Here is an 11,856-nt window from a genome sequence, read left to right as displayed (position 1 = left end):
GCACAGCGGGAAGTGTAGCGCGTTTTATGCTTAAGGGGAAACCCGATCGTGCCCGGAAATCGCGCATCTTCAAGCGTTTACCATGCGATTTCGGGTCCGGGGCCGGTCAAACGTCACAGTTGTGGGCGCGGCCCCGATCGACCCTCCGGAGCCGTTCGTCCTTGTGGAATGAGGCGCCCCTATGTTAGCCAACCGCCGCGAAATTCAGCCCCCAATCGGGTAAGGAGACACTTCGATGACCAACGGTAACGGCACCCCTCCCGAGGCGGCCCAGGTTCCCCAGCTCAACGTGCTGGCGCAATATACCAAGGACCTCTCGTTCGAAAATCCGAACGCTCCGACCTCGCTGCAGCCGCAGAGCCAGGCGCCCCAGATCAACATCCAGATCAATGTCAGCGCCAACAATCTCAGCGAAACCGAGTTCGAGGTGACGCTGTCGGTCGAAGGCAAGGCCGAGAACGCCGGTAAGGTCATGTTCTCGTTCGAGCTTGCTTATGCCGGCGTGTTCCGCATTGCCAATGTGCCGAAGGAGAACCTGCATCCGCTGGTCATGATCGAGTGCCCGCGCTTGCTGTTCCCGTTCGCCCGCGAGATCATCGCGACCGCCGTGCGGGACGGCGGGTTCCCGCCGCTGATGCTGGACCCGGTCGACTTCGTCGGTCTCTATCGCCAGAACATGGAGCGGCAAATGGCCGCCGGTGGTCAGGTAGGCCAGGCTTAACTGATAGGCCTAACCGGCAGGATTGACGGCAGCTGGAGCGGACAAGAACTCGTTCCAGATCGCCTTGTCGCCGAGCGTTGCGATGAAAGCCCGATGGGCCTCGCGCTCGGCGTCCGACACCCGCGGCGCGAGCGGCACCAGCCGCTGCCGGCGCGGAGCATCGCCGGCTGCGTTGACGCGAATATCCGCGGCATCCGAGGCGAGCAGCAGTTGCGACTGACGCGCCCCGACCAGATCGACATAGACTTCCGCGAGCAATTCGGCGTCGAGCAACGCGCCGTGCTTGGTGCGGTGTGAATTGTCGATCGAATAGCGCGAGCAGAGATCGTCGAGCCGATTCGACACGCCGGGATGCTTGCGCCGCGCCAGCAACAGCGTATCGACCAGCCGCTCGCGCGGGATCGCGGCACGCTTGATCCGGTCGAGCTCGGCATTGATGAAGCTGATGTCGAACGAGGCGTTGTGGATCACCAGCGGCGCATCGCCGATGAACGCCAGAAACTCGTCGACGACCTCGTGGAACAGGGACTTGGTCGAGAGAAACTCGGCCGACAGCCCGTGCACGGCGAACGCTTCCGCCGGCATGTCCCTCTCGGGGTTAATATAGACGTGATACGCCTGTCCCGTCGGCATGCGGTTGAATATCTCGACGCAGCCGATTTCGACCAGGCGATCGCCGCGAAGCGGATCGAGGCCGGTGGTTTCGGTATCGAGAACGATTTCACGCATGTTTCAAAGAGGCTCAAAGCGGCGTGTGAGGCAGCGAATCAGGCTCGCCGTTGCGGCATCTTAACGACCTCGGCCAGGATATGCGTGATTTGCGCGCGTACCGGCTCAAGTCCGTATGACGTATCCACCACGAAATCAGCCCGCTTGCGTTTCTCGGCATCGGGCGTCTGCTTGGCGATGATGGCGTCGAGTTTGGCCTCGTCCATGGTTCCCCGCGCCAGTACACGCTCGCGCTGAAGCTCCGGCGAGGTCGATACCACGACGACGGCGTCAACGCGTTTCTCGCCACTGGTCTCGAACAGCAGGGGGATGTCGAGCACCACGACCGGCGCCCTAGCCGCTTCCGCGTCAGCAAAGAATTTTTGGCGGGAGGCCCCGAGCATGGGGTGAACGATCTGCTCGAGCTGCTTGATGGCAGCGGGATCATGCACCACACGGGCGGACAGCTTGGGACGATCGACCTTGCCGTTCGCGGTGGTGCCGGGGAAGGCGGCCTCGATCGCGGGTGCGGCCGCACCTTCATAGAGCTGATGGACGGCGGCATCGGCGTCGTAGACGGGCACACCGGCCTCCGCGAACAATTTCGCGGTGGTGGATTTGCCCATTCCGATCGAGCCGGTCAGTCCAACGATCCGCATCAGCGCAGAACCATCCCTGTCAGTCACACCGCAACTAGCCGCACGCGCCGCAGGAACGCAAGCAGCGGCAGCAGTGGCAGGCCGAGAATGGTGAAATGGTCGCCCTCGATGCGCTCGAACAGATGGATGCCGAGGCCTTCGAGCTGATAGGCGCCGACGCTCGTGGTGACGGCGTCGCCGGCGGCGTCGAGATAGGCTGAGAGCTCGGCCTCGGACATTTGCCGCATGGTCATGCGGGCAACCGAAATATCCTCGAAGACAATCTTGCCGTCATGGGCGACGGCGACCGCGGAATTCAGCTCGTGGCTGTGACCGGCGAGATCGCGCAACTGGGACAGTGCCTGTGCGCGACCGGCGGGCTTGTTGAAGAGACGATCGCCAAGGGCCAGCGTCTGATCGGCACCGATCACATAACTTCCGGGACGAGCGGCGGAAACGATCTTGGCTTTCTCGCGCGCCAGCAGCAGGCCGATCTCGCGCGGGTTCGAAAGCTTTGAAGCAGCCTGAATACCGCGCTCGTCGATATCAGCGGTAACAGTCTCGAATTCGAGCCCGGCGTTCGCCAGCAGCATCTTTCGTGCGCTGCTCTGCGAGGCCAGGATCAGGGAAGATGTGCCGCGCCAAACACCCATTTTCGAAAACTATTCCCGAGACTATTCAGAAGGCCGGTTGCGCTGGCGATCGCTGTAGAGCTTCATGATCGCTGCCGCGGTTTCCTCGATCGAGCGCCGCGTGACATCCAGCAGCGGCCAGTCGTGCTTGGCGCTCAGCTTGCGCGCAAACGCGACCTCCTCGGTGACCGACTGCCTGTCGGTATAGGTGTCGCTGCCGGATTCGGCGCCCATGGAGAGCAGGCGATTCTGACGGATCTGGATCAGACGTTCCGGCGTCGCGTGCAGACTGACGACCAGCGGCCGGGTCAGCGTCTCCAATTGCGTCGGCACAGGAATGCCCGGCACCAGCGGCACGTTGGCAGTGCGGATGCCGCGATTGGCGAGATAGATCGACGTCGGCGTCTTCGAGGTGCGGGACACGCCGACCAGGACGACGTCGGCATCCTCGAGCCCGTCGACGTGCTGGCCGTCATCGTGGATCATCGTGTAGTTCAGCGCGTCGATACGCTTGAAATATTCGGCATTGAGCACGTGTTGCGCGCCGACGCGACCGGTGGTCGCTGCTCCAAGATAGGCTTCGAACAATTGCATGACCGGGCCAATGATCGAGAGGCTCGGAACGTTGATGTTTTTGCATTTGTCCTCGAGCCTGGAGACCAGGTCCTTCTCCAGCAGCGTGAACAGCACGATACCCGGCGCTTCCTCGATCTCGTCGAGCACGCGGTCGAGCTGCTTCTGGCTGCGCACCAGCGGATAGACGTGCTCGACCGGCGTGACGTTGGCGTACTGCGCGGCGACGGCGCGCGCGACCGTGATCAGGGTCTCGCCCGTGGAGTCGGAGACGAGGTGCAGATGGAAATAATTGCTCGAGGTCGGCACAAAAACTCTTTGTATGAGGGCGGTGTGGTTTGTGGATTTCTGTGGACCTTAACCCCTCGGAAAGGGTTGCGCGACACCAGGGTCGGGATAAGTGCGAACTTTGTTCACACCACTGCCCATCGGAACAAGTCCGGCGCCCTGCCGAGAGGGAAGCCGGATTACGCGGACAACTCCCTTGATAAGTTGCCGACAGAAAGGCGCAAGCCTTTGAAGCTGCCTGCCTTATCGGAAGGCGCCAGAACGGTCTGGGATATGTTGATGGATGTGAACAAGCGCGCGTGAACTCGCGGACGGAATTGTGTGAGTCCAATCCACGGTCACATAGACTCAAACCTTAAGAATCTAAGATTCTATATTTGAGGAAGGCGCTACGGACGGATAAGTGTGCAAGGTAAGACCTTAACGAGTTCTTACTATCCCCAACCCGCCGGAAGGCTGGGCGCAAAGTCGGACGCTGCACATGTTTGAAGATGTCTATCTCTGGATCAAGGCACTGCACGTGATCGCCGTCATCTCCTGGATGGCGGGCATGCTCTATCTGCCGCGGCTGTTCGTCTATCACTGCGAGGCCGAGATCGGCTCGAAACAGTCCGAAACCTTCAAGGTGATGGAACGCCGCCTGTTGAAGGCGATCATCAACCCCGCCATGATCGTTACCTGGCTCGCCGGGCTCTATCTCGCCTGGGCCGGCCATTGGTTCACCTTCGGCTGGCTGCACGTAAAACTGGCACTGGTCCTGGCCATGTCCGCGGTCCACGGCTTTTTTTCCCGTTGGCTCAAGGACTTCGCGGCCGACCGGCGCCCTCACAATCAGAAATTCTTTCGGATTATCAATGAGGTGCCGACCGTCCTGATGATTATCATCGTCATCATGGTGATCGTGAAGCCGTTCTAGGCAACGATCTTGAACGATCGCTCAGCGCTTCGGCTTGCGGAGTGGAAAGCGATTTTCTATATTAGCGGTATCCCACCCAACGCAGGCGGATGTGGTTGTGTCTGAGCTTTTTAAAGGCCGGACACCGCATCGGGTTTGAAGCCTCACCGGCACTCACCTCGCCAGACCTGCGGACCTTACCTTCTCGCGTCCGCATGTCAGAGCCTCCTCGCACCCCCTCCCAAGGTTACCCCACAGGACCACCCCAATGCGGGAAATTAAACTCCAGGATCTCAAGTCGAAGACGCCGGCCGAGCTTGTCTCGTTCGCGGAAGAGAACGGGGTCGAGAATGCCAGTACCATGCGCAAGCAGGAGCTGTTGTTCGCCATCCTCAAGCAGCTTGCGCTCGCCGAGACCGACATTGTCGGTGAGGGCGTCGTCGAGGTGCTCTCCGACGGTTTCGGCTTTCTCCGGTCGCCCGATGCCAATTATCTGCCGGGCCCGGACGACATCTACGTCTCGCCCTCGCAGATCCGCCGTTTCGGCCTGCGCACCGGCGATACCATCGAAGGCCACATTCGCAGCCCGAAAGAGGGCGAACGCTATTTTGCGCTGCTGAAGGTCAACACGCTCAACTTCGAGGACCCGGAAAAGGCCAAGCACAAGGTCAATTTCGACAACCTCACGCCACTGTTTCCGAATCAGCGTTTCCACATGGAAATCGACGATCCGACGCGAAAAGACCTGTCTGCAAGGGTGATCGACATCGTCGCGCCGATCGGCAAGGGCCAGCGCGCGCTGATCGTGGCGCCGCCGCGCACCGGTAAAACCGTGCTGATGCAGAACATCGCGCACTCGATCGCGCATAATCATCCCGAGTGTTATCTGATCGTGCTCTTGATCGACGAGCGTCCTGAAGAAGTCACGGACATGCAGCGTTCGGTAAAGGGCGAGGTCGTCTCTTCGACCTTCGACGAGCCGGCAGTGCGTCACGTCCAGGTCGCCGAGATGGTGATCGAAAAAGCGAAACGCCTTGTCGAGCACGGCCGCGACGTCGTCATCCTGCTCGATTCGATCACGCGTCTGGGCCGCGCCTACAACACCGTGGTGCCGTCATCCGGCAAGGTGCTGACCGGCGGTGTCGACGCCAACGCACTGCAGCGTCCGAAGCGCTTCTTTGGCGCCGCCCGCAATATCGAGGAGGGCGGCTCGCTGACCATCATCGCGACCGCGCTGGTCGATACGGGCAGCCGCATGGACGAAGTCATCTTTGAAGAGTTCAAGGGCACCGGTAACTCCGAGCTGATCCTCGATCGCAAGGTCTCGGACAAGCGGACCTTCCCGGCGATCGACATTTCGCGCTCGGGCACCCGCAAGGAAGAGTTGATCACCGATCCGCTGGTCCTGAAGAAGATGTATGTGCTCCGCCGCATCCTGAACCCGATGGGTACGATGGACGGAATCGACTTCCTGCTCGACAAGCTGCGATCCACCAAGAGCAATTCAGAGTTCTTCGACTCCATGAACACCTGAGCCGGGGTGCAGCAAGAGATCAGAGGGCGCCTTTGGGCGCCCTTTTTGTTGTGCGGCTTTGCTGCAGGAAAGGCGCAGCATTCGGATGCATGAGCGTCGCCGCCGAATTTCACATAATATGTTGATATATCTGAATAATGATTGATTTTGACCCGACCAATGCTGGTGGACGCGAGCGATTACTACCGCTGAATGCTGCGCCCTACATCGCATTGCAATATGAAATCGCTGCGGATTTGGATCGCAGCAATGCGGGTCACGGGCGCCCAACAGGCCGTTTGCCTTTTTCCCATGAGCCGGACAAATAGGCCATGCATCCGCGAGACCAGACCATCTTTGCGCTATCGTCCGGCCGTCTGCCGAGCGCGATCGCCATAGTGCGTGTCTCGGGTCCGCAAGCCGGCCTGGTGCTGACGACGCTTGCGGGCAAGGTGCCAGCGCCGCGGCAGGTTAGCCGTCGGTTGCTCCATGACGGCATGGGCCAGCCGATTGACGACGCGGTGGTGCTCTGGTTCCCGGGGCCCGGGAGCGCGACCGGCGAGGACGTCGCCGAATTCCACGTCCATGGCGGCCGGGCAGTGCTGTCGGCACTTCTCGCCTCAATTTCTGTAATTCCGAATACCCGCGCGGCCGAGCCGGGGGAGTTCACGCGGCGCGCGTTTGAGAACGGCAAGCTCGATCTCACCGAGGCCGAGGGCCTCGACGATCTCATCCACGCCGACACCGACCGCCAGCGCCGCCAGGCGCTGCGTCAGTTGCAAGGCCTGCTCGGCAATCGCGCGCGCGACTGGCGCGAGCGCATCATCGAGGCGTCAGCGCTGATCGAGGCGGGCATCGATTTTTCCGACGAGGGCGATGTGCCCGCGGAATTGATGGCGCCGGCGGTGAAGGCGATCAAGGCGCTGCACGACGAAATTGCAAAAGCCCTTGCGGCACAGGGACAAGCTGAACGTCTGCGCGACGGCCTAGTGGTTGCGATCGCAGGCGAGCCGAATGTCGGCAAGTCGACGCTGATCAATCAGCTCGCCCGCCGCGAGGTCGCGATCGTCTCACCGCACGCCGGCACCACGCGCGACGTGATCGAGGTGCAGCTCGATCTCGATGGCTACCCGGTCACGGTGATCGACACCGCCGGCATCCGCGAGACCGATGATCCCGTCGAGCAGGAAGGTGTGCGCCGCGCGAGAGCGCGCGCTGAAGAGGCCGATCTCGTGCTGTGGCTGGTGGAGGGGGAGCGAGCGGTGGATCCGTCGGGCGGCCAGTTTTGGATTGTCCGCAATAAGATCGATCTCGGGGGAGGTGGGTCGCTGGGCGAGTTTGGGATTTCGGCGAGCCGGGGCGACGGCATTCCGGAGCTGGTCGAGGCGCTCGTCAAATTCGCGGCTGACTTCTTCGGAACCACCGAGGGCGCGTTGGTGACCCGGGCGCGGCAACGAGACCTGTTGAGCCGGGCCTCCGACAGCTTGCGCCGGAGTCTGGAACTTGTAGAAGAAGGCGAAGAGCTCGCCGCCGAAGAGTTGCGTGCCGCCGCCTATGCCCTGGGTCGGCTGTTGGGTCGGGTCGACGTCGAGGACGTCCTTGGGGCCATTTTCCAGAAGTTTTGCATCGGAAAGTAGCGCTAGTTCTTCAATGTAGAACTAGTACTTGCTCCATTACTTTGTTTTGCGTGAAACGGGATTCGAGGCTTCCGGGTTGTTTCACATGAAACGAAGAGGACCGACGTGCGAAGCGCGGTCGTGCCTCGATCTCCGTCATTGCGAGGAGCTCTTGCGGCGAAGCAATCCAGATTTCCTCTTCGGGAGAATTCTGGATTGCTTCGCTTCGCTCGCAATGACCGAGTGCGAAGTGGTCATCCCGATCGAGGGCCTGCGTCTATCCCCGCTGCGCGGTCTATTTTGTTTCACGTGAAACAAGCGCTTTGGGCTGGGTTCCACGTGAAACATGCTCCCGGACCTCAACCCCGTCATTGCGAGGAGCTCTTGCGACGAAGCAATCCAGAGTCGTTCCGTGGAGCGATTCTGGATTGCTTCGCTGCGCTCGCAATGACGGAGTGTGCGGTGGGCTCGGAGCCAACGACTGCATCTTTCCGCACTGAGCGGTCTCTTGTTTCACGTGAAACAGCAGCCGCTCCAACGCACTTCCTACTGTGCATGGGGTTGTTTTCGAGAAGCCGCACCGGCCGGTGCCATCTCGTTTCACGTGAAACACCCGCCCTACCCAGTTTCCACTTCCGGCTTTCCTGCCCGTGAGCTAGAAGTCCGCTCATGCGACCAGAGCGAGAGAGTTTCGACGTCATCGTCATTGGCGGCGGCCATGCCGGCTGTGAAGCCGCGGCTGCGTCTGCCCGGATGGGCGCGGCGACAGCTCTGGTGACGCATCGTTTCTCGACCGTCGGCGCGATGTCCTGCAATCCCGCGATCGGCGGTCTGGGCAAAGGCCATCTGGTCCGCGAGGTCGATGCCCTCGATGGTCTGATGGGCCGGGTCGGCGACGCCGGTGGCATCCAGTTCCGCGTTCTCAATCGTCGCAAGGGCCCCGCGGTCCGCGGTCCGCGAGCCCAGGCCGACCGGAAGCTATATGCTGCCGCCATGCAGGCCGCGATCCAGGAGACCGCAGATCTTTCCGTCATCGAAGGTGAGGCCGACGAGCTGGTCGTGGTCGATGGTCGGGTGGTCGGACTGCGCCTCGCGGACGGTCGCGAGCTTCGGGCAGGGGCTATCGTCATCACCACCGGCACCTTTCTCCGCGGTCTGATCCATCTCGGTGAGAAAAACTGGCCCGCCGGGCGGGTCGGAGAAGCCCCCGCGATGGGACTTTCGGGCTCGTTCGAGCGCGCCGGCTTCACTCTTGGGCGACTCAAGACCGGCACACCGCCGCGTCTGGACGGCTCCACGATCGATTGGTCCGCGGTCGAGATGCAGCCCGGAGACGAGCCGCCGGAGCCGTTCTCGGTGATGACCGAGCGGATCACGACCCCTCAGATCCAGTGCGGGATCACCCGGACGACGTCGGCAACCCATGAGGTGATCCGGGCCAATGTCCATCGGTCCCCGATGTACTCCGGTCAGATCAAGAGCTCCGGTCCACGCTATTGCCCCTCGATCGAGGACAAGATCGTCCGCTTTGGCGACCGGGACGGTCATCAGATATTCCTGGAGCCGGAAGGGCTCGACGATACCACGGTCTATCCCAACGGCATCTCGACCTCGCTCCCGGAGGAGGTCCAGCTCGCAATCCTCGCCAGCATCCCCGGTCTGGAGCGGGTGAAGATGGTCCGTCCGGGCTACGCCATCGAATACGACCACATCGATCCCCGGGAGCTCGATCCGACCCTTCAGACCAAGCGTCTGCGTGGTCTCTTCCTGGCCGGGCAGATCAACGGCACCACCGGATATGAGGAGGCCGCCGGCCAGGGCATCGTGGCGGGCTTGAACGCTGCGCTCTCCGCCAGCGGCGCAGCGCTGACCGTGTTCGATCGTGCCGACGGTTATCTCGGGGTGATGATCGACGACCTCGTCACCCGCGGGATCAGCGAGCCCTATCGGATGTTCACGTCCAGGGCCGAATACCGGCTGACGCTCCGGGCGGACAATGCCGATCAGCGCCTGACCGAGAAGGGGATCGCGCTGGGATGCGTCGGCGGTGCCCGGACCCGGCATCATCGCGCCAAGATGGACGCCCTGGCTGCGGCCAGGACGCTCTCGAAGTCGCTGACGATCACTCCGAACGAGGCCATCAAGCACGGGCTGTCCCTGAACCGGGACGGACAGCGCCGGACAGCCTTCGAGTTGATGGCCTATCCGGACATCGGCTGGAGTCAGGTCCGCGCGATCTGGCCGGTGCTGGCGTCGATCGATCCCGTGATCGCCACCCATCTCGAAATCGACGCCAAGTACGACGTCTATCTCGAGCGCCAGAGCGCCGATGTCGAAGCCTTCAGGCGCGACGAGGGGATGGTGCTGTCGGAGGTCGACTACAGCCGCGTCCCCGGTCTCTCCAACGAGGTCCGGGCCAAGCTGGAGAAGGCACGGCCGTTTACGGTCGGCCAGGCCGGCCGGATCGACGGTATGACGCCGGCGGCGCTCGGCATCCTCGCGGCCTATCTCCGGCGTGAGGCGCGGAAGACTTCCAAGGCAATTGCATAGGCGTTTCACGTGAAAAAGCGCGGACCGGGCGGGGATAGACCGCTGTCGCGACGACCCGGAGCAGGTGAGGGCACGAGCCCTCGACCTGGCCCGGCGTCGGCCAGACCGAAGATCGACAAAGCCAGCGCCAACGACCGGGCACTCGATTCCATCATCGCCGCTGACAAGCGCGATGCGTTGAAGCTCGCGCCCGTTTCACATGAAACGGAGGCCCGGCTCGATCGCTACATCGCGCTGCTCAGGGAGTGGCAGGCCAAGACCAATCTGGTCGCGCTCTCGACCTTGCCAAACCTCTGGACCCGGCACATCGCGGACTCGCTTCAGCTTGTGGATCTCGCGCCGGCCGCAAAGCGTTGGGCCGATCTCGGCAGCGGCGGCGGCTTCCCCGGCATCGTCCTGGCGTGCGCGATGGCCGGGACGCCCGGTGCGAGTGTCCATCTCGTCGAGCGAATCGCCAAGAAGGCCGCGTTTTTGCGCGAAGCGATTCGCGTCACAACATCTCCGGGAGTCGTACATCTCGCGGAGATCGGGGATAATGTGGATAGAATCACCGGCCCCGTCGATTGCGTCACCGCGCGCGCGCTGGCTCCGCTACATCAACTCATCGGCTTTGCGGAGCCGCTGATGCGCCTGGGCGCAAAAGCGCTATTTCTCAAGGGTCAAGATGTAGAGGCTGAATTGACCGAAGCCGCTAAATATTGGAGTATTCAGCCGCAGCTCCACCGAAGCCGGACCGGTGACGGTTGGATCATCGAGCTGACTTCAGTTGAACGGCGCGGATGAGCGTTCAGGGGTTGAGTGGGGAATTTCGATGACCGTGACTGACGAGCCGCAGCAAGAGCAGACCGCCCAAGAAAAGACTGCAGAAGTCCCGCATGGTCACCCGCGCATCCTGGCGCTGGCGAATCAGAAGGGCGGCGTCGGAAAAACAACCACAGCGATCAATCTCGGAACGGCGCTCGCAGCGATTGGCGAGCGCGTCCTGATCGTTGATCTCGATCCGCAGGGCAACGCCTCGACGGGTCTCGGCATCGATCGCCGCAATCGCTCGTGCTCAACCTATGATGTGCTGATCGGCGAATCGAGCTTGCGCGAAGCGGTGGTCTCGACCGCAGTGCCGCGGCTGCACATCGCGCCCTCGACCATGGATCTCTCCGGCCTCGAGCTCGAGCTCGGCGCCACGCCCGGCCGCGCCTTCAAGCTGCGCGATGCGATCTCGTCGCTCAACAACAACGTTTCGCCGGACGCTGACTATACCTACGTGCTGATCGATTGCCCGCCGTCGCTCAACCTGCTCACGGTGAATGCGATGGCTGCGTCGGATGCGATCCTGGTGCCGCTGCAGTGCGAGTTCTTCGCGCTGGAAGGTCTGTCGCAATTGCTCCAGACGGTGGAGCAGGTACGCTCGACGCTCAATCCGAACCTGTCGATCCACGGCATCGTGCTGACCATGTTCGACTCGCGCAACAACCTCTCGAACCAGGTCGTCGCCGACGTCCGTCAGTTCATGGGCGAGAAGGTCTACAAGACCATGATCCCGCGCAACGTGCGCATCTCGGAAGCGCCGTCCTACGGCAAGCCGGTGCTAGTCTATGATCTCAAATGCGTCGGCAGCGAAGCATATCTGCGGCTCGCCACTGAAGTGATCCAGCGCGAGCGCGAGCTGCGCGTCACGCATTGAAGCGACGTTGATTCGTAGGATGGGTAGAGCGCAGCGAAACC

Annotated in this window: 12 protein-coding genes; 8 read left to right on the top strand and 4 right to left on the bottom strand. The window is 62.0% G+C overall.

What is annotated here, in order from left to right; all coding sequences use genetic code 11:
* Positions 1 to 235: 235 nt before the first annotated feature.
* Positions 236 to 721 carry a protein-export chaperone SecB gene (gene secB, locus ABIA96_RS22245; protein WP_354139183.1) on the top strand — a complete coding sequence of 162 codons (486 nt, stop codon included), beginning with the start codon at positions 236 to 238 and terminating at the stop codon, positions 719 to 721.
* Positions 722 to 730: 9 nt separating this feature from the next.
* Here the strand turns inward: secB and dnaQ are convergent, their stop codons facing one another.
* From dnaQ to ABIA96_RS22225, 4 genes are read right to left on the bottom strand one after another with little or no spacing between them, the layout of a single operon-like run.
* A complete protein-coding gene (dnaQ, locus tag ABIA96_RS22240) occupies positions 731 to 1,450 on the bottom strand; it encodes a DNA polymerase III subunit epsilon (protein WP_354139182.1) in 720 nt (239 codons plus the stop codon).
* A 38-nt stretch (positions 1,451 to 1,488) separates the two neighbouring features.
* Positions 1,489 to 2,088: a dephospho-CoA kinase gene (gene coaE, locus ABIA96_RS22235; protein ID WP_354139181.1), complete on the bottom strand. Its 600-nt coding sequence runs from the start codon at positions 2,086 to 2,088 to the stop codon at positions 1,489 to 1,491.
* A 23-nt stretch (positions 2,089 to 2,111) separates the two neighbouring features.
* Entirely contained in the window at positions 2,112 to 2,720 is a 609-nt protein-coding gene (locus tag ABIA96_RS22230) for a Maf family nucleotide pyrophosphatase (protein WP_354139180.1), read from the bottom strand.
* 21 nt (positions 2,721 to 2,741) lie between these two features.
* Positions 2,742 to 3,581: a pyruvate, water dikinase regulatory protein gene (locus ABIA96_RS22225; RefSeq protein WP_354139179.1), complete on the bottom strand. Its 840-nt coding sequence runs from the start codon at positions 3,579 to 3,581 to the stop codon at positions 2,742 to 2,744.
* A 460-nt stretch (positions 3,582 to 4,041) separates the two neighbouring features.
* Here ABIA96_RS22225 and hemJ point away from each other — a divergent pair, with 460 nt between their 5' ends.
* The 7 genes from hemJ (at position 4,042) to ABIA96_RS22190 (ending at position 11,815) form a co-directional block, all read left to right on the top strand.
* The gene (gene hemJ, locus ABIA96_RS22220) at positions 4,042 to 4,476 is read left to right on the top strand and encodes a protoporphyrinogen oxidase HemJ (protein ID WP_354139178.1); all 435 of its coding nucleotides are present in this window, start codon (positions 4,042 to 4,044) and stop codon (positions 4,474 to 4,476) included.
* Between the two features lie 247 nt (positions 4,477 to 4,723).
* Complete coding sequence (gene rho / locus ABIA96_RS22215; RefSeq protein ID WP_354139177.1) at positions 4,724 to 5,989, top strand: transcription termination factor Rho; 1,266 nt, start codon at positions 4,724 to 4,726, stop codon at positions 5,987 to 5,989.
* A gap of 137 nt (positions 5,990 to 6,126) precedes the next feature.
* Complete coding sequence (locus tag ABIA96_RS22210; RefSeq protein WP_354139176.1) at positions 6,127 to 6,297, top strand: hypothetical protein; 171 nt, start codon at positions 6,127 to 6,129, stop codon at positions 6,295 to 6,297.
* A 3-nt stretch (positions 6,298 to 6,300) separates the two neighbouring features.
* Positions 6,301 to 7,605 (top strand): tRNA uridine-5-carboxymethylaminomethyl(34) synthesis GTPase MnmE, encoded by a 1,305-nt coding sequence (mnmE, locus tag ABIA96_RS22205; RefSeq protein ID WP_354139175.1) that lies wholly within the window; start codon positions 6,301 to 6,303, stop codon positions 7,603 to 7,605.
* Between the two features lie 648 nt (positions 7,606 to 8,253).
* Positions 8,254 to 10,134, top strand: coding sequence for a tRNA uridine-5-carboxymethylaminomethyl(34) synthesis enzyme MnmG (mnmG, locus tag ABIA96_RS22200; protein WP_354139174.1), 1,881 nt, complete (start codon positions 8,254 to 8,256; stop codon positions 10,132 to 10,134).
* Positions 10,135 to 10,143: 9 nt separating this feature from the next.
* The gene (gene rsmG / locus ABIA96_RS22195) at positions 10,144 to 10,917 is read left to right on the top strand and encodes a 16S rRNA (guanine(527)-N(7))-methyltransferase RsmG (protein WP_502918844.1); all 774 of its coding nucleotides are present in this window, start codon (positions 10,144 to 10,146) and stop codon (positions 10,915 to 10,917) included.
* 28 nt (positions 10,918 to 10,945) lie between these two features.
* Positions 10,946 to 11,815 (top strand): ParA family protein, encoded by an 870-nt coding sequence (locus ABIA96_RS22190; protein WP_354139173.1) that lies wholly within the window; start codon positions 10,946 to 10,948, stop codon positions 11,813 to 11,815.
* The last annotated feature ends 41 nt before the right edge of the window (positions 11,816 to 11,856 follow it).

It is taken from the genome of Bradyrhizobium sp. LB11.1 (genome assembly GCF_040549385.1).
GTDB lineage: Bacteria > Pseudomonadota > Alphaproteobacteria > Rhizobiales > Xanthobacteraceae > Bradyrhizobium.
Note: the sequence above shows the minus strand (reverse complement) of the source record. Positions and strands in the feature narration are given on the sequence as shown.

What these genes read in the sequence shown, in the direction of transcription:
- ABIA96_RS22210 (WP_354139176.1), top strand. Translation starts at nt 6,127, where the DNA reads ATGATTGATTTTGACCCGACCAATGCTGGTGGACGCGAGCGATTACTA.
- secB (WP_354139183.1), top strand. Translation starts at nt 236, where the DNA reads ATGACCAACGGTAACGGCACCCCTCCCGAGGCGGCCCAGGTTCCCCAG.
- dnaQ (WP_354139182.1), bottom strand. Translation starts at nt 1,450, where the DNA reads ATGCGTGAAATCGTTCTCGATACCGAAACCACCGGCCTCGATCCGCTT.
- coaE (WP_354139181.1), bottom strand. Translation starts at nt 2,088, where the DNA reads ATGCGGATCGTTGGACTGACCGGCTCGATCGGAATGGGCAAATCCACC.
- mnmE (WP_354139175.1), top strand. Translation starts at nt 6,301, where the DNA reads ATGCATCCGCGAGACCAGACCATCTTTGCGCTATCGTCCGGCCGTCTG.
- rho (WP_354139177.1), top strand. Translation starts at nt 4,724, where the DNA reads ATGCGGGAAATTAAACTCCAGGATCTCAAGTCGAAGACGCCGGCCGAG.
- ABIA96_RS22190 (WP_354139173.1), top strand. Translation starts at nt 10,946, where the DNA reads ATGACCGTGACTGACGAGCCGCAGCAAGAGCAGACCGCCCAAGAAAAG.
- hemJ (WP_354139178.1), top strand. Translation starts at nt 4,042, where the DNA reads ATGTTTGAAGATGTCTATCTCTGGATCAAGGCACTGCACGTGATCGCC.
- mnmG (WP_354139174.1), top strand. Translation starts at nt 8,254, where the DNA reads ATGCGACCAGAGCGAGAGAGTTTCGACGTCATCGTCATTGGCGGCGGC.
- ABIA96_RS22230 (WP_354139180.1), bottom strand. Translation starts at nt 2,720, where the DNA reads ATGGGTGTTTGGCGCGGCACATCTTCCCTGATCCTGGCCTCGCAGAGC.